This is a genomic window from Scytonema sp. NUACC21 (genome assembly GCF_054684315.1).
Genome location: NZ_BAAFZH010000097.1, coordinates 158,352 through 178,909 on the forward strand (window position 1 = coordinate 158,352; position 20,558 = coordinate 178,909).

The 20,558-nt window shown below is 43.7% G+C and carries 14 protein-coding genes and 2 pseudogenes; 10 read left to right on the forward strand and 6 right to left on the reverse strand.

Features of this window, described 5'->3' with window-relative positions; all coding sequences use genetic code 11:
- The first annotated feature begins 7 nt into the window (after positions 1 to 7).
- The 3 genes from ACYRY3_RS29530 to ACYRY3_RS29540 all read left to right on the forward strand — a co-directional run bounded on the left by ACYRY3_RS29530 (position 8) and on the right by ACYRY3_RS29540 (position 2,121).
- Complete coding sequence (locus tag ACYRY3_RS29530; RefSeq protein WP_460205237.1) at positions 8 to 625, forward strand: chromate transporter; 618 nt, start codon at positions 8 to 10, stop codon at positions 623 to 625.
- A complete protein-coding gene (locus ACYRY3_RS29535; protein ID WP_460205238.1) occupies positions 622 to 1,149 on the forward strand; it encodes a chromate transporter in 528 nt (175 codons plus the stop codon). The genes ACYRY3_RS29530 and ACYRY3_RS29535 overlap by 4 nt, the downstream gene beginning before the upstream one ends.
- A 72-nt stretch (positions 1,150 to 1,221) precedes the next feature.
- Positions 1,222 to 2,121 carry a TauD/TfdA family dioxygenase gene (locus ACYRY3_RS29540; protein ID WP_460205239.1) on the forward strand — a complete coding sequence of 300 codons (900 nt, stop codon included), beginning with the start codon at positions 1,222 to 1,224 and terminating at the stop codon, positions 2,119 to 2,121.
- A gap of 121 nt (positions 2,122 to 2,242) precedes the next feature.
- Here the strand turns inward: ACYRY3_RS29540 and ACYRY3_RS29545 are convergent, their stop codons facing one another.
- Entirely contained in the window at positions 2,243 to 3,430 is a 1,188-nt protein-coding gene (locus tag ACYRY3_RS29545; RefSeq protein ID WP_460205240.1) for a substrate-binding domain-containing protein, read from the reverse strand.
- A gap of 118 nt (positions 3,431 to 3,548) precedes the next feature.
- On the reverse strand, positions 3,549 to 5,288 hold the full coding sequence (locus ACYRY3_RS29550) for an iron uptake porin (RefSeq protein ID WP_460205241.1): 1,740 nt from the start codon (positions 5,286 to 5,288) through the stop codon (positions 3,549 to 3,551).
- Between the two features lie 563 nt (positions 5,289 to 5,851).
- Between ACYRY3_RS29550 and ACYRY3_RS29555 the strand changes: the two genes are divergently transcribed.
- A complete protein-coding gene (locus ACYRY3_RS29555; RefSeq protein ID WP_460205276.1) occupies positions 5,852 to 7,477 on the forward strand; it encodes an ABC transporter ATP-binding protein in 1,626 nt (541 codons plus the stop codon).
- Positions 7,478 to 7,482: 5 nt separating this feature from the next.
- Here the strand turns inward: ACYRY3_RS29555 and ACYRY3_RS29560 are convergent.
- A pseudogene (locus ACYRY3_RS29560) lies at positions 7,483 to 9,864 on the reverse strand (DUF3769 domain-containing protein); the annotation flags it as partial.
- A gap of 254 nt (positions 9,865 to 10,118) precedes the next feature.
- Entirely contained in the window at positions 10,119 to 10,235 is a 117-nt protein-coding gene (locus ACYRY3_RS29565) for a photosystem II reaction center protein I (RefSeq protein WP_460205242.1), read from the reverse strand.
- Positions 10,236 to 10,583: 348 nt separating this feature from the next.
- Between ACYRY3_RS29565 and ACYRY3_RS29570 the strand changes: the two genes are divergently transcribed.
- Positions 10,584 to 10,946 carry an ArsR/SmtB family transcription factor gene (locus tag ACYRY3_RS29570; RefSeq protein WP_460205243.1) on the forward strand — a complete coding sequence of 121 codons (363 nt, stop codon included), beginning with the start codon at positions 10,584 to 10,586 and terminating at the stop codon, positions 10,944 to 10,946.
- A gap of 241 nt (positions 10,947 to 11,187) precedes the next feature.
- Here ACYRY3_RS29570 and dxs read toward each other — a convergent pair whose 3' ends face one another.
- Positions 11,188 to 13,101, reverse strand: coding sequence for a 1-deoxy-D-xylulose-5-phosphate synthase (dxs, locus tag ACYRY3_RS29575; RefSeq protein WP_460205277.1), 1,914 nt, complete (start codon positions 13,099 to 13,101; stop codon positions 11,188 to 11,190).
- A gap of 243 nt (positions 13,102 to 13,344) precedes the next feature.
- Positions 13,345 to 13,515 (reverse strand): annotated as a pseudogene (locus ACYRY3_RS29580) (zinc ribbon domain-containing protein); the annotation flags it as partial.
- A gap of 872 nt (positions 13,516 to 14,387) precedes the next feature.
- On the opposite strand from ACYRY3_RS29580, the gene ACYRY3_RS29585 reads away from it, so the two are divergent.
- The 5 genes from ACYRY3_RS29585 to ACYRY3_RS29605 all read left to right on the forward strand — a co-directional run bounded on the left by ACYRY3_RS29585 (position 14,388) and on the right by ACYRY3_RS29605 (position 20,509).
- Positions 14,388 to 15,191 (forward strand): helix-turn-helix domain-containing protein, encoded by an 804-nt coding sequence (locus tag ACYRY3_RS29585; RefSeq protein WP_460205244.1) that lies wholly within the window; start codon positions 14,388 to 14,390, stop codon positions 15,189 to 15,191.
- Between the two features lie 963 nt (positions 15,192 to 16,154).
- The gene (locus ACYRY3_RS29590) at positions 16,155 to 17,594 is read left to right on the forward strand and encodes an FAD-dependent oxidoreductase (RefSeq protein ID WP_460205245.1); all 1,440 of its coding nucleotides are present in this window, start codon (positions 16,155 to 16,157) and stop codon (positions 17,592 to 17,594) included.
- 218 nt (positions 17,595 to 17,812) lie between these two features.
- Positions 17,813 to 18,703 carry a 4-hydroxybenzoate solanesyltransferase gene (locus ACYRY3_RS29595; RefSeq protein ID WP_460205246.1) on the forward strand — a complete coding sequence of 297 codons (891 nt, stop codon included), beginning with the start codon at positions 17,813 to 17,815 and terminating at the stop codon, positions 18,701 to 18,703.
- A 67-nt stretch (positions 18,704 to 18,770) separates the two neighbouring features.
- Positions 18,771 to 19,421 carry a chorismate lyase gene (locus ACYRY3_RS29600; protein WP_460205247.1) on the forward strand — a complete coding sequence of 217 codons (651 nt, stop codon included), beginning with the start codon at positions 18,771 to 18,773 and terminating at the stop codon, positions 19,419 to 19,421.
- An 8-nt stretch (positions 19,422 to 19,429) separates the two neighbouring features.
- Positions 19,430 to 20,509, forward strand: coding sequence for a prenyltransferase/squalene oxidase repeat-containing protein (locus ACYRY3_RS29605; protein WP_460205248.1), 1,080 nt, complete (start codon positions 19,430 to 19,432; stop codon positions 20,507 to 20,509).
- The last annotated feature ends 49 nt before the right edge of the window (positions 20,510 to 20,558 follow it).

The window sequence follows — 20,558 nt, forward strand, 5'->3', positions numbered from 1 at the left end:
AAAGCCAATGGATAATTTGGAAGCTACACGGCAAAGTGGAATAGCTTCTGACAAAGCTATGGTGGGCACTGAAGAAGGAACGACTAAGGAAGAAATTTCGCTCTTGCAACTTGTTGCTGTATTTGCCAGCGTGGGCGTAACAGCTTTCGGCGGAGGAGTACCCATCCACATTTTGGATAATTTTTCCAGGCGTGGCTGGTTAAGCGAAAAGGAGTCTTTGGAAGCTTTTAATTGGTGTCAGTGTTTGCCAGGACCTAACGTCTCGAACCTCTCAACCTATCTAGGGTGGTGCTTTAAAGGACCTTGGGGTGCCTTGCTGTGCCCCATCTTCCTGTTGCTGCCCGGTGCCACTATGGTGTTATTGGCATCCGAATTGTTGGCAAGAATGCCTCAACAACCAGTTGTCCGAGGGGCGCTTGACGCTGTGGCAGCGGCAGCAGTTGGGCTGTTATTGGGGGCAGTAGGTCGGCTGGCTGCAAAAGCGCTGTTGCAGCGTGCTCGCTTGATTGCAGCAGTTATGACATTTTTGATGGTAGGTGTTTTTGGAGTACCTACTTACTTGGTTATCGTGTCTGTGGGGCTTATCCTTTACTGCTTGGATAATAGGGAGGACAGCAACAGATGAACGTGTTGTTTGATTTATTCTTAACCTTTGCATACCTGGCAACAATTAGCTTTGGTAGTGCTCAAGCAGTCATTCCAGAGATGGAACGTTTAGTCGTGTCCCACGGTTGGATGAGCCATGAAAATTTTGTACAAGCTTATGCACTGAGTCAGTTAGCACCAGGTCCAAACTTACACCATATCTTTCTTATTGGCTATCAAGTCGCTGGTTTGCCAGGGGCACTGGCTGCAGGGCTTGGTCTTTTTGGTCCTTTTTCCTTAGTGCTAGCTGGCATAGCAATGCTCACAAAAAGGTCGCGCCCTCCAAGCTGGATTAAGCGTTTTCATGCTGCTTTGAACCCTGTAACCATTGGTTTAATGGCTGCTGCTGCTTGGAAGCTTGGGCAGGGCATGATAAGCGATCTTTTTTGGGTGAGTATCTGCATAATAGCTACTTTATTAACTGCTCGGCGGTTGCTTTCTTCTGCTTGGATAGTCATTTTGGCAGCTTTGATAGGCGCTCTTAAAGTCTTATTTTTAAATTAAAAAGTCGCGCCAAAATAGCTTACTTGTTTTGGTCAATATGACCAAAGTAGTTAGAATTGACAGAGGTGAAAAATGAGAAATGCAAATTTAGATACCTACTCACAAGTCTTAGATACATTCAAGTCAAGTCAGTTAAATTTAGAAAGCACAGAAATTGTAGAAACTGCTAATATTGATTTGAATGATGTTACGCTAAAAATTAGCAAGGTAGCAGAAATTTCAAATTTAGAGTGGCAAAAGTTATGTGACATATTTAACTCATTTAAATTTGTCATACTCGATTGCGAGCCCATACCAAATCCTAAGGAAAATGTAATAGCTTTAAAGAATTTTTTTGGTTCGGTGAGAAGACACCATAAAAATTCTGATGAATATGGTATTCAAGCAATCAGAGATATCAATTCTGCTAAGGACATTAGTAATACCAATCAAACACATCCAATACATACGGATGGTACATTTTACAATGAACCTCCTAAAGTTGTTGCTTTGCAGTGTGAAATACCAGCTAAAACAGGGGGGCTTTCTCAAATTGTTTACGCTGAATCTGTCTACGACTACTTTAGAGAACATTATCCTCAAGAATTGCAGGCGTTGTTTACTCCAGGTTCATTTACTATAACAAAAGATAACCAAACATCCAAACGAGCGGTATTTGCAGAAAGGGAAGGCAGAATATCAGTACGTTTTAGATACGATAAATATGTCTCAACCACAATCCTGCCTGAAGTCGAAAAGGCTTTTAGTGTTTTCCAAAATTATGTTAACGATCTAAATAATCAAATCTTGTTTAAGCTTAAAGCTCATCAAATCCTGATATTTGACAATACAGGCGTATTACACGGAAGAACGTCTTTCCCAAACAACGATCGCCGCAAGATAAATAAATTATGGTTTGAGGGAGACACGGAATACGCTCGTGAAATTCAATTTGGCTTTAAACCTAAATCTTATCTAGAAATCTCGGTGTAGAGACACGAAGTTACCTTGCGAATACGACTAACTTTGCACTTCGCATCTTTACACTCAATCATTGCTCTTAGCTTAATCCAAAAGAAGCCCCACATCTGACCGAAGGCAGTGTGGGAGTGTGTCACCGTATGGGAATAAGCCCTGCCTTTTCAACAATCTGCTGCCCTTCTTTGGACAGTAAGATACTGGTGTAGGCTTTCCCAGCAACTTCATCGATAGTGCCATCCTCACGAATTATAACGAAAAGACGCCGGGTGATTGGGTAAGAACCATTCCTCATTGCGTCTACATTAATCCGCTTACCATTATCTGTGAAAGGTTGCACATATTCTTGGGATTTCCCTTTGGCGATCGCAAGGGGACGGATTGTTTGTTGACCGAGAACTGGTGCATTTGCGCCAAAGGAGATTGCCCCAGGTGTCGAAGCAACTTGACGGATAGCAACAGTATAATCACGGATAAATCGCACCCTGGAACTGAGTTGATTGATTTCTTTTCCAAGAAGATCGTTCAGTAAATTAGCAACTTTAGGATCTCTAGCGAAAGGTACGATCGTCAGATCCGGTCCTCCCACCTGCTTCCAGTTGGTGAGTTTACCTTTATATATGTCTTGTACCTGCTCGATTGAAAGTCCGGGGATAGAAATATTTGGATGGGTAAAGACGACAAGGGCATCAATTGCCACTGGAACCTGCTTTAGCTGAAAACCGCGTTCTTGAGCTTTACTATAATCAGTATCTCTTAGAGAACCTCCACTGTTAGCAAAGCTCAGCTGACCATTGAGCAGCATAGCGATACCCTGCCTGCCACCTGGTTGTTCGTCTCTCGGTTCGGTATACCTGAGGCGAAAATTGGGGTAAGCTGTAGCAATTGCGTCATTTAAGCCGTTAGCAGTCAGAGTTGCAAACAGAAGAGCACCGCCATAATTAAATGTACCTTCCGGTACGTTTTCTACATCTTTTATAGAATCATACAGTTTGATACCAGAGGAGATATTCTCAATATTCCCACCGGAATTAGCAACACTATCGGCATTGTTTAGTTTGCTAACAGTTACGAACAAAGAGAAAATTAACCAACCAAAAAACAGAAATAGCAGACTAAAACTGACACGAATAACCCAAGGTGTCAGGAGCCAATCTTGGAAAGATTTAGATTTAGGTTGAGTGCCCTCGTTATTGTTTTGTAACAAAGAAAGATTTAGGGGTTTATCGCATTTCTGGCAGCGTTTTGCCTTAAGGGGATTTTTATCGTAGCCACAATGACTGCAGACGCTGAATTTTTGATTGTTGAATTTGCGATCGTTCATTTTACTTTGCCATTAAGTATATATTTGGATGTACGGTATTGCGCCCTGAAGCTTTTTGTTGTAGTAAAAATTTGATATTAAATAAGTAAGTACATGGTAATAAAAGCACGTATATCTTTTAGAAAGTAAAGGTGGTGCGAAGCGTACCTACGTAAATAGTATTATTGTCGTTGTTATGCTCTGGATTGAAGACAACGAATACACCAGGAGTGATGGCAATATTATCGTTAATTTGCAGGCGGTAAAGTGCTTCTAAGTGATAAGAGGTATCGGGGTCTTCAACAACATCACTGTCAATCACTTTAGGGGGTTGACCAAAGATAACACTAAGGACATTGCCTTGTTTGCCCGCATCTCGTAAAGCGATGGCACCTGCCCAGTAAAAAATATCCGCATTAGACCCATCAAATGGTCCTGCTTCCGCTTCTGCTGTCGTGTAACCTACCCAACCTGAAACATCCAATTTTGAGCTAGGACGGAAGAGTGCTTGTAAGCTGTAGCTATTAGCAGTAGTTGCGAAGTTACCAAATGGACGAGATGCGTTAAAACTACCTGTCGAACCCAGAAGGTTAACACCGCCTTCATTATTGAAATAGCTGTGAACGTAAGTCAAACCTATATTGAAGGCATTACTGGGACGGAACGCAATCTGACCAATGGCTGCAAAGGAGCCATTGAAAAGACCCCGACCTAAATTTGAGTTACTGGCTTGTGGCGCTAAGAATCCTACTGAAGCACTGATAGGTGACTTAAAGCCGAAGGTGAGTGTTGCACCTGCAGAACTTTCAGCAATTCGATAAATGGGGCTGAATCGCCCATAACGGGAGATGGCACCAGTACCGGTGGATTGCAAGGTGGGGTTAAAGGTGTAGATGCTATCTGAGAATTCAGTTTGAGCAGCAGCAATATTCACACGCACTGCATTGCCCAAGTCAAACTGATAATATAAGTCGTCAATTGTCACGCTATTCCCATCATCGCCATCAAACGCCAAGCGAGCCATGTTAGTACCTGTTGCCGCCGTCCCAAATGGGGTAATATTTCGAGCTTGAAAACGGACGCGCAAACGATCGCTTCCAAAAAAGCTAGCATCAAAGTTTAAACGTACTCGATCGCTAAAGACGGTATTACCTGCTAATTCTCTATTTAAGTTGGCGAAATTGCCTGCACCGTAAGAGTTGAGCAAAGCCCGTGCTTGTGCGTTGTTAAAACCTGTCAAAGCAGCTATTCGATTAACCACCGCAGTCTGACTTGCTAAATCAACGCCATTAAAGTCATCTCGATCTAACCCATAAGGAAAAGCTCTGTCATCTCCAGTCACATCAGCTAGGTTAAAGATGACCTCCCCAGAGAATTTTGTTGTTGTGGAAAACTGATTGGCTTCCAGTTCGGATGTCCGGGCTTCTAGAGCATCAACACGACCGCGTAAGGTAGCCAGTTCGGCAGAAAATTCCTCTTGTAAACGCTGTAAGGTAGCTAAGTCTTCTTTTCTAACTATGTCAGCCGTCGCAGTGGCAATAAGTTCGTTGACCCTGTCTAAACAAGCATTTAAACCTGCTGCAAATTCGTAACGGGTCAAAACTCTGTTTCCGCGATAAGTTCCATTGGGATAACCAGCAATACAACCATAGCGCTCAACAAGAGATTGTAATGCTTGGAATGCCCAATCTGTGGGCTGTACGTCAGAAAACTGAGACACTGATGTGACTTGGCTGAGGCTATCAAGCTCTTGAGACAACTGGCTAACAGACGTGGCTTGTTGGTCGAGTTCACCAGCCAATGCGCTATTGGCAACAAAAGATAGAACAGCAAAGACTGCTGAACCAAGCTTCAGTATTTTCCAAAATGTTTTTGTCATGGTTTTTGTCTCACTCACACCTAAATTCAGTCTTCTTTTGGGGATGGCATATGAATGAAGTGGCAAGCTGCTGTTTGCTGCATAACTTGTCGGCTACTTGGTAAAAGCCAGGGAATAGCTTCTATGCTGGGCACTACAAGACCCAAGGCACCCCATTTCTGCTGTTGCCCTGTAGTATCCTGAAGCTACCTATAGTTAAAAAGCACACTTGCGTAATTTACTTACTTACGTAAAAAGAAGTAAAATTTGTAGCTAGAATGGTGTAAAATCTGGCTTAATATTAGTTGCGATCGCTAAATGCACCCACTGCTAGTGCTTTTAAAAAGCATTTTGATAGCCGTTATCAGTTTTAAGCTATTTTGTAAAAAATAGATATACACAAAATTTACTGCGGATATCTCGCAAATCTAAAGTTACCAAAGATAATATCAAAAGGCAAGTTTTAATGTGTAAATCCTGTAAATTGCCAGTAAATTTTGACAGAACTATCCGTAAGGGCTTCAGAAACCACCGGAAAGCTGATAGCGTCAAACAAAGGAGAATATTATTGTGGACTTGATAGCTTGAAAACGCGCTCTTATTACTGGCATCTTCTACCATATATCCGCCCCCAATGGCAAACGATCGTGAAGGGGTTTATTGGCATCATAGGGTACGTGGTGGCAACCCTAGCACTAATTACTATTGTCAAGCACTTGTCAAATGCTTTCGGCAAAGGGAATGTTGTTGAAATTGCTGCAATACTGGGCATCTTAGCAGGTATCTTTCTTGCTAGAGGCTTTTTTCAGTCCGTGCAAGATATTTACATGGCAAAAGCTGCTCTGAGAGTAGCTTTTTATCTCCGCAAGCAGGTCTACACCCACCTCCAAAAGTTAAACTTTAGCTATTTTGAAACAGCAAAAGCAGGGGATTTATCTTACCGCCTCACCGAAGATGTAGACCGAATTGGTGAAGTTGTACACAAATTGTTTCACGACTTCATTCCCTGTTTTTTGCAATTGGTAGCCATTCCCATTTATATGGTTTACCTAAACTGGCAACTTATGCTAACTACAGCGATCGTTGCACCACTAATGGGTATTTTAATTGGGTGGTTTGGCGAGCGCTTGCGATTATTCTCCCTAAAAAGCCAAAATCATGTCTCGGATTTATCATCTATACTTACGGAGGTCTTTAGTGGTATCCGTATAGTACAAGCTTTTGCTGCCGAAAATTATGAAATTGCCAGATTTAGTCGCGAAGCAGAACGTGCCTTAAAAGCAAAATACTCTACTGAAAGGCTCAAAGCAATTCAAATCCCCATTGTCGGCTTTTTACAAGCGGTGAGTTTTTTACTGCTTCTGTTGTTTGCAGCATGGCAAATCGATAGCGGTAACTTGACTGTAGCAGAGTTTTTTAGTTTCCTTGCTGCTGCTGCATCCTTGATTGACCCCATCAGTCACACAACTAACAACTATAACGAGTTTAAGCAAGCTGAGGCATCAGTTGACCGCGTTTTTGAGTTATTAGCTATTCAACCAACAGTGGTGGAAAAACCGGACGCTCTTGTGCTGCCGACGGTTACCGGGAAGGTAGAATACCGTCATGTGTCCTTTGCTTACAAATCTGGTAAACCTGTCTTAAAAGATATCAGTTTATTTGCAATGCCAGGAGAAGCCATTGCCCTGGTTGGTGCTTCAGGTGCAGGTAAAACAACTTTTGTCAATCTCCTACCCCGCTTTTACGAAGCAAATGCAGGTCAAATTTTGATTGACGGCGTTGATATCCGGGATGTTACACTTCACAGCCTGCGGCGACAAATTGGCATTGTTCCTCAAGAAACCATGATGTTTTCTGGAACCATTGCTCAAAATATCGCTTTTGGTCAAGACACCTATGATATGGAACCTGTGGAGAAAGCTGCAAAAATTGCCAATGCCCATCAGTTTATTAGTTTATTACCCGATGGTTATGACACTTGGGTGGGTGAACGAGGTGTGAATTTATCTGGCGGACAACGACAAAGAATTGCGATCGCTCGTGCTGTTCTCCTCCTTTTATTTAACCCCTCACGAGTGCTTTATTGCTGTCTCACACCACCGACGACGGGCTTAACCTCAGTAGGATCGGAGAATGGATCGGTTCCGCCACTCCAGTTGAAATCGCTGATTCGGAAGCTGATACCGCCTAGTTGCTGTACGGGGTTGTAACGCAATGTTACTCCGTAGGTGCGGCGACTGTATTCTAAGACGTAGTCTGTACTGCTACGTTCTCCCGTGTCTAGGTTAATTGAGGTTTCAAAGCCCAAGCGAAATGGTCCGTAAAGTTGCTGGGTAATTCCTGCCCGCAATACTTTGTTATCTACAGAACGGTCAAACAAAAAGGGTGATAAACCAGTGTTAAGACCCTGGGAATAACTAATGACAAAGGCGGTGTAGTCCAAAAAAGGTCGAGAAAAATTACCGAATTGTCCTTGTAAACCAACAGTGGCAAATAAGGTATTTTGGCTATCACCGCTGCTATAGTAACTTGTTGTACCTGTCAATCCAGCAAAAGCTTGCAAATAAGGAACCACTGGATTGGGTGTATAACGCAATCCTTCGGTGGGTGTAGCTGGTAATGCTTTTCCCTGCCAGAGGGTTATGCCTCCATTGAGGGCAGCACTCGCTTGTACGCGGCTCAGTGAAACACGGTCATTTTCCCGATCTGCTTCTAGCAAGTCTTGGCGGTCTGTTCTAGCATTGATTAATTGAGCACCGCCTTGATAGCTGAGGTTAATACCACTCGTTCCTAAAGGAATGATAGGAGAGGTAATGATGCCTCCAAAACTGCTTTGGACGGTTTGAAAGCCCAAAGTACCGTTATAAAGTCGATCGCGATAACTGTATTCCAGTGTTAAAGTGTGGGGATTTTGCTCGCCTAAAAATAACTGACGCAACCGCAAACTCGCTCTTAGGCTATCTTCTATGTCGTTGAGATCGAAACTGGTTAACAATCCAGAACCTTGAATAAATGTCCGTGGACCCAAAGTTGCTTCTAGGGTTGATTTTACACCAAACAGGGAGGCAACATTACCCGCACCATTCTGTGCTGCTTTTTGAGGATAGAACTGGGGCGTGAGGTTGAAGGTCACTCCCTCCGTGTCTATCGGTCTAAAGCTACGTTCAATATAGACACCTCCCCGTTGATCCCCATCATAGCCAATGGAGAACAATCCAGGTGTCACTTCACGTTCTCTACGGTCAATCACCTGCTCATCCCTGGGAATTGGTAAGGATGTTCCTTGGTCAAAGACGAGACGCTGTCTTTGAGTTTTGATGCGATCGCGAAAGGGAGTTTCGCGTGTGAGGGTGACTTTATCTGCCCTTACCTCCAATTCTGGGGGTGAAAATGGGTCATTGGTGAGACGAACATTCTGAGCTTGCCAACCTCGGGGATAAAAATCTATTTTTCCGGCTTCAAAGCGTACCCGTCTGACTTGCCCTCCTTGTTTTGGAACGGGTATATTACTTGCACCTCCTGCACCACCTAAGTTGATGGTCAGTCCTCCAGGACTACCTGCTTGTAGTGGTTGATTTTGTCTGACGCGATCGCTTAGGGGACGCGTCGGTACTCCTCCGGTTGTGACATCAGTAGGTAAGAAGCTGAGGTCCTGTCCGGCAGTTGGTATAAAAACTTCACCTCCCCCATTCAGTAGTTCCCCGTTGTCCTGAACAAAGTTGTACGTAAAACGCTGTCCGCGCAGGACTTGATCGCCTCGTGTTAGGGCAACATTTCCTTCCCCCACTGCAATCAAGTTATCTAAATTTATCTGGACGCGCTCGGCATCTACAATTGCCCCATCAAATCGCACAACCACATTACCTTCAGCAGTGACAACCCGCCTTTGTTCGTCATACTGTTGTCGGTCGGCAATGACTTCAACAATTCTTTCTCCCGTTGCTGGAGTACTCGGGGTGGGAGTTGTGCCAGATGGTTGGTTTTGTTGTTGTGTTGTAGTACCGTTTTGCGTCTCAGGTGCTGTTTGGGTTTGAGCGCTGGAGTTAGGTAATGGTGGTTCTGTTTCGCCACGAGTTTTGAATTCTATCTGAACCGGGCGAGGGCTTGTTGGTTGTTCGGTTGTTGTATCGTTCTGGGTTTGTTGTGGCGATGGTTCTTCAGCGACGGATGCTGTTTGTGGTTGAGATAAGTTCTTGACTTTTATCACCTTTGGGAGTGATTTCTCTTGCGTTTCGGCGCTACCACCATCTTCAGGATGAGAACCTTGAACTTTCTGTAGCGGAAAACCAACTGAAAGGTTCTGACCTAAGGATGCCGCGTTTTTAGAGATATTGGATGAAAATTCTGGTGGAAAAGATTCCGGTTTACTGGGAATGGAGAGTGTTTGAGCAACCAGTAACTTACTCTCACCTGAAATGTCCCCACTGGTTTGGAGACCTAGTTTTTCCCGTTGCGTCTCAGACTTTTCTTGGGTATCCAGTTTCATTTCTGCAACTGGACTTAATCCGCTCTCACTTCCTAATTGAGGGGTGGGATTAGCTGATTGTACGTGTTCAATAATAGGGGGCGGTTCAGGCGGCAGAACTGGATGAAGCATATCAAGCGCGAAATCAAGCTAACAAACAGCCAATAAACAGCCGGAAGGACATAACACTTTTCACCTTCCGACTTTTGCCTTTTACACAAATTTAGGCAAGCCACCCGGAGAGGACACTTTTAGTGGGTTTTCCGACTGAGGAAGCGACTGTTTTGCTTGGGAAACCCAAGTTAAAACAAGTCGAATCTTAGTGTCCGTTAGCGTGTAGTGTATTTTGCCTTCCGGCAATCAGTCTCGAAGGATCTGTCTTGACTTTACTCGAAATCCCGACGACCGGGGTTACGAGCAGGGTCGTTGGACAAAAATCCAAAGACGAAGAGAGTAATAAAGAAGGCAACAACTATATATACTGTAATTTTTAAAGTCAGCATTAGATATCTCCCTTGGGTATATGAGGCTCTCAGTGTCTGCGACGCAGAAAAGATAGCTCTTTTATCTTACCCAAATCTGGTTCGTTTTTTAGAGAACACTGATGTGGACTCAGGTAAAGCGGTGCGCCATAGGTAAATTCTTTGCTTTGTTTACTGCTAAACTCAGCTAAGAATCTTGCCGCTACCGATTTATGGGGTGGTTCGGGTTATCTGACTTTTCAATGCTCCTTAATTCTAAGTTGTGATTTGCTTAATGTCTCTAGTTATTGGACGCGTGCCTAACAGTCTCTGTTCCCCGTTCCCCTTTGCCTGTTCTCTCTTACATATATTTTTATGAGGTAGTCTATAATGATAGTTTTAGAAACTTTTCCGTCAGCCTTGGTACAGGTGGCTGATTATTTCAAAGTTCTTTCTGAAGTTAGCCGCCTTCAGATTTTGTGCTGTCTCAAATCGGGTTCAAAAAATGTGACGGAAATTATCGAGCTTACCGGGTTGGGTCAGGCAAATGTTTCCAAACATCTAAAAATACTTTCAGGTGCTGGAGTTGTTAAGCGCAAGCCACAGGGGTCTAATGTTTTTTATGAGATTAGCGATCCCATGATTTTTAAACTTTGCGAACTCGTGTGTCAAAGTTTGTCTGTTCGGTTAGAGGAACAAGAAAATCGGTTGAAGCAACTTGAAGCTTTGCGTCAGAATTCAACTACCGCCTAAGACCTCAATAGTGTTGTTAAGTCATTGCAGATGTGCTGTGACTTGACAGAAATGGCAATGCAATATATCGCTTCTCACTTGAATCCAATACAGTTCTTGTGGGGCGGGTCGAACAGCCCGCCTGAAACGGGCGAGACGCCCGTTCCACAAGACTACTATCAGAGTGTATTGCAGCCAACTGAAAAACGCTATAGCTTCGGCAGGGATACCCGTCCTGTAATATTAACCGGGCTGAGCCAACTTAGGATCTGCTGATAGTAGAGACTTCGCGCTTAAAAAAAGCGTGCAAAACTGTTTCAGCAATTTGGGGACTAGTTAAACCCAACTCAGCTTTCGATTCATTTGGTTCAGCGTGTTCCACCAAGGCATCTGGTATACCGATGCGCTTCACAGGAACGGCTATATCTGAATCTAACAGAGCTTCTGCAATTGCTGAACCAAAGCCTCCCATGAGACAACCCTCTTCCAAGGTCACGACACGGCCAATTTTCTTAGCTAACGGGAAGATTAATTCTGTATCCAAAGGCTTCGCAAAACGGGCATTAATCACAGTTGCTTCAATGCCGTGTTCGCTGAGAATTTCAGCTGCTTGTAATGCTGGATTGACCATTGTACCGTAGCCAATCATCAAAACATCATCACCGTTGCGGAGAATTTCCCCTTTGCCGATTTCTAAAGGTTCCCAACCTTCTTCCATTAAAGGAACACCGTAACCGTTACCTCGGGGGAAACGCATGGCAATCGGGCCAGATGTGTGATTAACCCCAGTCACTACCATGCGTTGCAATTCTGCTTCGTCTTTAGGTGCCATAAGCACAATATTGGGAATACAACGCAGGTAAGCAATGTCATACATTCCCTGATGAGTGGGACCATCAGCACCAACAATGCCCGAACGATCCATACAGAAGAAAACTGGCAGGTTTTGGATACAAACATCATGAATAATTTGGTCGTAAGCCCGTTGTAAAAAGGTGGAGTAAATAGCGACAACGGGACGCATACCTTCAGCTGCCAAACCTGCGGCTAAGGTAACGGCGTGCTGTTCGGCGATACCTACATCTATATACTGATGGGGAAGTTTTGCTTGCAATTTGTCTAACCCTGTCCCCGTTGCCATTGCGGCAGTAATACCTAGAATTTTAGGATTTTGTTCTGCCAGTTTGACTAGGGTGTGGGCAAAAACTTTGGAGTAAGCAGGAGGTTTGGGTTTATTGGAAGGAATTGCTTTGCCTGTAGATAAATTGAAAGGAACTTGGGCATGATAGCCAACTTTGTCTTGTTCGGCTATTTCATAACCTTTCCCCTTGACAGTTGCAACGTGTACTAGAACTGGTCCGGGAATATGGTGTGCTTGTTGGAAGGTGGCAATCAGTTCCTCAAGATTGTGCCCGTCTACAGGCCCAATATAGGTAAATCCAAGTTCTTCAAAGACTGCGCCTACTTTAGGAACGGCCAAGCGCTTCATACCTTCTTTGATGCGTCCTAGTTCGGGAGAGAGGGATTCTCCAACAAAGGGAATATGCTTGAACTGTTCCTCAAAGTTATCCGTGAGAAACTGCATGGGTGGGCTGAGGCGGATTTTGTTCAAATAGCGGGGAATGGCACCAACGTTGGGAGATATGGACATTTCATTGTCGTTAAGGACAACCAGCAGGTTTGTTTTGGGCAAATGTCCGGCATGGTTGATTGCTTCTAATGCCATACCACCAGTGAGGGCACCGTCACCAATAATAGCGGCAACCTTAAACTTTTCCCCCTGGATATCCCGTGCTAAAGCCATGCCTAATGCAGCGGAGATACTGGTCGAGGCGTGTCCTGCACCGAAGTGATCGAATTTACTCTCACAGCGTTTGAGATAACCAGCAATTCCATCTTTTTGACGCAAAGTATGAAAGTTACTGTAACGCCCTGTAATCAATTTGTGGGGGTAGGCTTGGTGTCCCACATCCCAAATCACTTTATCGCGATCTAAATCCAGTGTTTGGTAAAGCCCCAAGGTCAACTCTACAACACCCAACCCAGGTCCAAGATGTCCCCCAGTGGCTGCTACAGTTTGAAGATGCTTGTCTCGAATCTGACGGGCAATTTGTTGTAATTGTCGAATCGACAAACCGTGCAACTGGTTGGGATGAGTAATTTCACTCAAGTGCATAACTATAGGGTTTTCCTCTCTACTTTTTGTATTTCTGATTTTCCCACGGTCGGGCGCTCGGCCAACAATCATATGTGATTGTGTATCACTTGCTTGTAATGGCTAATACCAATGTTAACCCAAAAATTACGTAAGATGCTAGAAAATTCAATACTTACCAAACGACAAGAAAGGTTTATAATACAAAATATTAATGTAACACCTGGGTCGCTTTGGTAGGGTATGTTAGTTGAAGCTAGTTTGTCAGGAACTGAGGGAGCGCCTTAATTTGGTAACTGCAGACATAGGAGCAACGTAGTGGCTCAAATTAATGGCGGCATTGAGTGAGCGAGCAATCGAGTGATTGCAACTAGGACAGTTGAACACCGGCTCACTCAATATCAAATCTTCTTTTATGGTTCGGCAATTAGAGCAAGTCTTAGAGCTTGGAAACTATCTATCAACGATCGCTAAAAAAGCAGCCCTTGGTCAAGTGTTGGCGCACCAAATTACCATGACTTACTCGACGTATGCTTGCGATCTGCCGCTCTGCTGTAGCGAAGCTATCGCGGGTATTGTTCTAAAAATCGACTCAAACAGCACGTCTGGAAACTATCGATTTGTATCATTCTTTTCGGTAAATTGTATAATACAACACTTAACAAAAAACGAGAAGCTAGTAAGTATAATTGGAGTGACAGCGGAGTGGAAAAAGTTTTAGTGTCCCTACCAGTTTCTTATTTTTTACTGATATGTTGAGCTCAAGGCATGAGAGAAAGGATGTGTGACATCCCGGCTCTCAAGGATAGAGAAAAACTTTTGTGGAGAATGAGCAGATGAATGAAACTATTTCAGCAGTCAACACAAAACAAATAGTAGAGAGGCTATACCAGAGGCTGCAAAGCTTGGTATTCTTGGCTTTAGACCGACATCAAGCTTCCAATGTTAGTAATTTACTTTGATAAGTTATCATTGTACAAGTAATTAATATGTGTATTTTTTTCTTAAATGTCTTAAATGTCTTAAATGTCTTAACTGTCTTTTGTAAATAACTTAACTAACAGTCAGATTTCTGGTAATAGGTAACCCTTAAATCTCTCAATGGGTATTTAAAGTTCATCAATAGTAGTTCTCAAGCTGTTGTCAGTCAACACTTTTATACCAAATATTGCCAGTTTCTGTGAATCAAAATTTGGTCAATGCCTAAGTTCTCAAAACAATAAGTCAGTAGAGCTTTGAGCAGCATCTCGGCTGGGCTTAAGTCCAGAGAATTTTCGCCCGATTACTGTAATTTTATCGTTAAGGAAATGGTGCATAAAATTCTGGTGATTGAAGATACAGCCTCAACGCGAAACCTTTTTGTAGAAGGCATTAGTTCTCAAGGTTTTTACACCTTGGGTGCAGAGAACGGTATTAAAGGTGTCTACATGGCACAACAAGAATTACCCGATTTGATAATTAGTGATATTGTCATGCCAAAACTTGATGGTTACGGGGTTCTAAGGGTGCTGCGTCGAAATCCAGCCACAGCGATTATCCCCTTTATTTTCGTCTCTGCTAAAGCAACTCGGGCTGATATCCGTAAAGGGATGGAGATGGGAGCAGACGATTATGTCACTAAACCCTGTAGCATAGATGAATTAGTTAGGGTCATCAAAGCTCGCTTGGAAAAGCAAGCCTATATTCAAAAGTGGTACACAGCAAAGTTCCAACCATTCTCAGACCCAGCGGCTACTGTTACTGTATCGACCTTTTCTCAGGAGATTTTGCCGCACGATCCTGAATTAAGCGAAGTTTTCCAGTTTATTGAGGCCAATTATCAGCAATCGATTACCCTGAGTGACGTGGCTGTTGCAGTAGGTTACTCCCCAGCTTACCTCACCAATCTGGTGCGACGCCGAACGGGAAAAAGTGTACAAAACTGGATAATTGAGCGCCGGATAGCCGCAGCAAGGTCTCTACTTTTAGAAACCTCACAGACAGTGGACGAGATTGCTGCATTAGTAGGCTATCAGAATCGAGTTCACTTTTTCCGTCAATTTCGAGAGTATCACGGGACAAGTCCCCAAGCTTGGCGAAAGCAACATCGCTGCTACAGACAGACGGCTTGAATTGTAGAACGTTGGGTGAGTTGGTTTTGTGTTTTCTGTATTTAGCAAAATAAATGTTACAGATTCAAAAAATTCTTGACTGACAAGCTCATTCTACTTCCTGTAGAATCTAAGAAGAAAATCAGGGCATCTGCGGGAATTCATGGTTCTCCAATATCCAATTTAGAAAACTCTATTTCCAGCGATTTTCACGATAATTTTTAACTTTGAAATCAGAAAAAATTACTCAAGAATTTAGGTGTAACTCGTAGCAAATGGTTCAAAATATATGTTTTGCTTGCTTGATAGCCTGCTTGTAACCTGGAAATTCTAAAATACAAAGCGAAAATTTTTTCTAACTGATCCCAGCAGTTACAAAGGTGAAGAGTATACATAAGTAAGTCGGCACAAATAAAGCTCACTAGTTAAGGTTGTCATAGTTCGTTAGTAATGGTTACAGCCTTTTTTCAATTCCTTAACGTACAGCTGATTTCATTTTCGTTTACCAAGGAGGAGGCTACTATTTTAATGAAGGGAAAGTTATTTGTTACATGGATACATTTGATTTGGAGAAAGAACCGAAGTAGGGGATTTGGTACAAATTGGTGTTCGCAATCAACAGAATTTTTCACTTTTACAATCGCACCACAGTAAAATAGACATAATTTGAGCAAGAGCCAATTGAAAAAGTTTTAGAGTCCCTATCAGTTCCTTATTTTTTACTGATATCTTTATCTCAAGAGATGGGGAAGAGAATGTTTGAAAGTATAACTATAGGAATCCGACTTGATTTTTACTCAGTTTACTGAGACTCAATCGTTTGCCAAACAGGACTTGGAATTTAGCTCTTGTTCAAAAATCAAATAAGATTTTTGCATTTGATATTGAACAAGCAAATCTTATTAATTCCTTTGTTTGGGCGGCAAAGAGGTTTCAGAAACAGTAATTTTGCAACTAATTTGACCTTTTTCACATAAATAGAAAATGTCTGTATCTTTTATCGAGCCAAAACTGGAGATCGAAACGGGTAGCCATGCCTTGGTCATTGGTGGCAGTATAGCTGGATTGCTTACAGCACGAGTGTTAGTTAACTACTTTGACAAAGTGACAATTGTTGAGCGCGATCGCTTTCCAGACCAACCAGAAGCACGTCGGGGAATTCCTCAAGCTAACCATATTCATGTGCTGCTAGTTCGGGGATTGCGGATTTTAGAGCGGCTATTTCCAGGTATAGAAGGGGAATTAATTGCAGCTGGTGCGTCCCCCATAGACTGGATTGGCGACTGGTCAATGCTTGGTAATTGGGGTTGGGCACCCCGCTTCCCTTCAAATTTGAATAGTCTAACCTGTAGCCGCTATTTAATAGATTGGGCGCTCCGCCGTCGTCTAACGGCTTACGACAACTTGGAATTTCTAGAAAACTGTCAAGTAACGGAGCTTTTAACTAACGATAATAAATCCAAAGTGACAGGGGTAAAACTGCGCTTTGGCGGGGAAGGCAATCGAACGATTCAGCCCCAGTTAGAGGAGATAGCTAGTGATTTAGTAGTGGATGCTTCCGGTCGTAGATCCTCTTTGCCCAAGTGGTTGGAAAGCTTAGGTTACGAACCTCCCGAAGAAACTGTCATTAATTCTTTCCTAGGTTATGCCAGTTGCTGGTATCAACGAAAAGAAGCTTTTGAGGCTGACTGGCAAGGGCTAGCGGTTGTGGCTAAACCACCACACAATCGTCGTGCTGGGTACATTTATCCAATAGAGGGAAACCGTTGGCTGGTCACCTTACAGGGTGTAGGTCGAGACTATCCGCCCAATGATGAAGCTGGCTTTTTGGACTTTGCTCGTAGTCTGCGTAGTCCCATCCTCTACGATACGATTAAAGATGCCAAACCGATCTCGCCCATCTATAGCTATCGAGGTACGGAGAATCGCTTGCGTCATTACGAAAAACTATTCAGGCTGCCGGAGGGTGTAGTCACGCTGGGGGATGCGGTATGTGCTTTCAATCCTATCTATGGTCAGGGCATGACTGTTGCTGCTAATGGTGCTTTAACTCTCAACGAGTGTCTGCAACAGCAATTTAAAGCTAACAAGGACACGCTAACAGGTCTTGGACAGCGTTTTCAGAAACGGCTGGCGCAAGTGAACACCACCCCTTGGTTAATGGCAACTGGAGCAGATTTGCGCTGGCCAACCACGGAGGGCAGGCAGCCCAACGAGATAGATCGGCTCAAGCATCAATACCTGGACAGAGTGCTGCGGCTTGGAGTCAAGCATCCCCAGGTTTATCGGACGTTTGGAGAAGTGGCTCATATGCTCAAGCCTCCGACAGCACTTTTCCGACCTGATATCTTGGCGCAAGTGCTTTTACAGGCAATAGGTGAAAGTTTTAGCGATCGCTCTTTACAAGAACGTAGTGCTCAATAAAGTCGAGAGCAGTGTCTGGATTGTACTTGTACTCCAGTTGAATGAACTTAAATCACTCACCGCGATCTGCCCAAAGGGAAGGAGCAAAGCTATCGCTACTCAATATACATGGAAGAAATACTTAGCGTAAGCAAAGCTCCTCAAATTCTGGGTATTCCAGAAAGTGTTTCTTCAAAGTTAATAATTGTTAAATTCGTCAAAATCCAGTTTTCCCAACTATGGTTACCCAACAACAAATTCAAGTACCAGAACCCATCTGGTTTGTAATTATTCGGCTTTTAAGATGGGACAAACCAGCTGGACGATTAATTTTGATGATTCCTGCCCTGTGGGCTGTGTTTTTGGCAGCACGGGCAACACCACCAGTACCGCTCGTTAGCGTCATTATTTTAATTAGTTTGGTCAGTAGTGCTGCTGGATGTGTCATCAACGATTTGTGGGATCGCGATATCGATCCACAAGTACAAAGGACGCAACAACGACCCTTAGCTTCTCGTGCCCTCTCTATTAAAGTTGCCATTGTTATCGCCTTAATATCTCTGGTTTGCACTGTGATTCTTGGGCTTTATCTAAACTTGCTTTCGTTCTGGTTGTTGATAGCAGCTGTACCAGTGATTGTGTTATATCCATCAGCAAAGCGGGTGTTTCCAGTACCCCAGTTAGTGCTGGCGATCGCCTGGGGTTTTGCAGTTTTGGTAAGCTGGAGTGCAGTCAGTGGGCGCTTGGAGTTTTCCACTTGGTTACTGTGGGGTGCAACTGTACTATGGACTTTAGGATTTGACACGGTTTATGCCATGTCCGACCGTGAAGACGATCGACGGATTGGTGTCAACTCCAGCGCTTTGTTCTTTGGTGAATACGTGCCAGTTGTCGTTGGTATTTTCTTTACTAGTACTGCCTTTTTGCTAGGTTGGCTGGGCATTTCTATGCAATTGCAAGCAAGTTTCTGGATTACCCTGTTTGTTGCAACCCTAGTATGGAATTGGCAAAGTATTCAACTGCGAGACCCACAACTCCCTACTACTGTTTATAGTCAAATGTTCAGCCAGAATGTCTGGATTGGCTTTCTATTACTTTTTGGAATGATTGTAGGGACTTTTAAATTTTAAATTTTAGATTGTGTAGACAAGATTAAACCTACACTCATAACTTTGTCCAACCTATCCCAGCACAAAAATGACTACGACAAGTATTCGGAGTACAACATGGCACTGCTTAATACCCCTTTGGGAAGGGGGAAAAGAGATAGTTCAACAAGGCTTACACCACACTCAGTTAACACCAACATGGCAGATGTTACTCCTAGGAGATGGTTCGCCAACACGACACCTCCAACTCTTAACAGGTGAACCGACGGAAGTCGATTTAATTGAAATGTCAGACATTGGCATGGACTCAGATGGTGCCCCTGAAGGTATACAACTATTACCAGGACCACGAGTGCGACGGCAGGTATGGCTGCGTACAGCTTCCGGTCAGCGACTGGCGTATGCGACTTCCTGGTGGAATGCCAATTATATAGATAACTATCTGCAGAATAAGAGCCTACCAATTTGGGCTAGTCTATCGAAGAAACGTACAGAGTTGTATCGAGAAATTTGGGGAATTCACTACGGTAAATCAGCCGCTTTAGAGTCAGCTTTTGGTCAACCGAGTAGTTTATGGGGTCGTTATTATCTATTCTGGCATCAGGGACAACCTCTAACACTAATTTATGAAGTTTTTTCGCCCTACTTGAGAAAGTACCTTGGTCCAGAGGTCACTTTTTTAGAACAGCAAACTGCTGATTTTCAAAGAAGCAATGAAGCCCATTTTGTAAATAAGTGAGTGAGAATATGAATTCACAATCGCTAGAAAAGTCTACCTGGCAAGACAACATACAATCGCCTAAGAGCCACCAGTTGAGTGATGCCATCAATGCAGCAGTGACATTTCTGTTGGAGGCAAGAAACCCAGAGGGGTGGTGGCTGGAATATGAAGTGCCTGACGGCCCCAGTGATGAGTGGACGACGGCTTATGTTGGCATTAGACTAGCTAAAGTGCCTGATACCCGCGTACCTGAAGCCCTTATGCGTGCCTGGGAATTACTCAAAACCCGCAACCACCGTTCTACGGGCGGTTGGGGCTTCACATCCACCCTTCCAGCAGATGCAGATAGCACATGTGTGGGAATACAATTGGCTGAGGCAGTTGGTGCTAGCGATTATGAACAGACACAACAGGCAAAGGCACATCTTGCCAACCTTCTGCAACCTAATAGTGGAATAGCAACCTACGTAGAAGATGTGGCCCGAGCCCATTTTAGGATTCCTCCCCATATACCAATTGAGGGCATATCAGGAGTCCATGTCTGTGTCAATGCCTTGGTCGCAGCTGGTTTACCGGCGTTCCGCTTTCGCTTGTATGACTACTTGAAAGCTACTCAAACATCTGAGGGAAATTGGCTATGTCAGTGGTGGCCTGACCATGAGTATGCCACGGCATTTGCTGCGGAGGCATTAGCGGCTTGTGGTCAAGCATCTGACCAGATCTGCATTGACCGAGCTGTAGCATGGGGCTTGAAGCGCTTAAATTCCAAAGGGTTTGTGGCAACTCCCGAACACCCGGATGGTTCTCCCTGGGCAACTGCTTGGTGCTTACGGTTATTGCTGTTAGACACAGTCTCTCCAAAGGTGAAAACTGCTCAAGTAGCTGCAACCCAATGGCTACTGGAGCAACAGAGGTCGAATGGAACTTGGATTCCATCCGCTTGGATGAGGATATGCCGTCCTCACGATGTAGATGCCAATCAATTTAAAGATTGGAAATATCACAGTAATCGACCAGGAGGTATTCTTTTGGATAACAACAGCATTGCGACCACGGCTACGGTCCTGTACTCACTCCAAAAGGCAGCAGAAGTGTTCCAAAAATAACAGCCTCTCGAATATTTGTTAGTTTGTTTTACTTACAAAGAAAACTCTT

Bases quoted from the DNA above. Each gene is read 5' to 3' on its own strand.
- ACYRY3_RS29530 (WP_460205237.1), top strand. From the start codon at position 8: ATGGATAATTTGGAAGCTACACGGCAAAGTGGAATAGCTTCTGACAAA.
- ACYRY3_RS29535 (WP_460205238.1), top strand. From the start codon at position 622: ATGAACGTGTTGTTTGATTTATTCTTAACCTTTGCATACCTGGCAACA.
- ACYRY3_RS29540 (WP_460205239.1), top strand. From the start codon at position 1,222: ATGAGAAATGCAAATTTAGATACCTACTCACAAGTCTTAGATACATTC.
- ACYRY3_RS29545 (WP_460205240.1), bottom strand. From the start codon at position 3,430: ATGAACGATCGCAAATTCAACAATCAAAAATTCAGCGTCTGCAGTCAT.
- ACYRY3_RS29550 (WP_460205241.1), bottom strand. From the start codon at position 5,288: ATGACAAAAACATTTTGGAAAATACTGAAGCTTGGTTCAGCAGTCTTT.
- ACYRY3_RS29565 (WP_460205242.1), bottom strand. From the start codon at position 10,235: ATGCTGACTTTAAAAATTACAGTATATATAGTTGTTGCCTTCTTTATT.
- ACYRY3_RS29570 (WP_460205243.1), top strand. From the start codon at position 10,584: ATGATAGTTTTAGAAACTTTTCCGTCAGCCTTGGTACAGGTGGCTGAT.
- dxs (WP_460205277.1), bottom strand. From the start codon at position 13,101: ATGCACTTGAGTGAAATTACTCATCCCAACCAGTTGCACGGTTTGTCG.
- ACYRY3_RS29585 (WP_460205244.1), top strand. From the start codon at position 14,388: ATGGTGCATAAAATTCTGGTGATTGAAGATACAGCCTCAACGCGAAAC.
- ACYRY3_RS29590 (WP_460205245.1), top strand. From the start codon at position 16,155: ATGTCTGTATCTTTTATCGAGCCAAAACTGGAGATCGAAACGGGTAGC.
- ACYRY3_RS29595 (WP_460205246.1), top strand. From the start codon at position 17,813: ATGGTTACCCAACAACAAATTCAAGTACCAGAACCCATCTGGTTTGTA.
- ACYRY3_RS29600 (WP_460205247.1), top strand. From the start codon at position 18,771: ATGACTACGACAAGTATTCGGAGTACAACATGGCACTGCTTAATACCC.
- ACYRY3_RS29605 (WP_460205248.1), top strand. From the start codon at position 19,430: ATGAATTCACAATCGCTAGAAAAGTCTACCTGGCAAGACAACATACAA.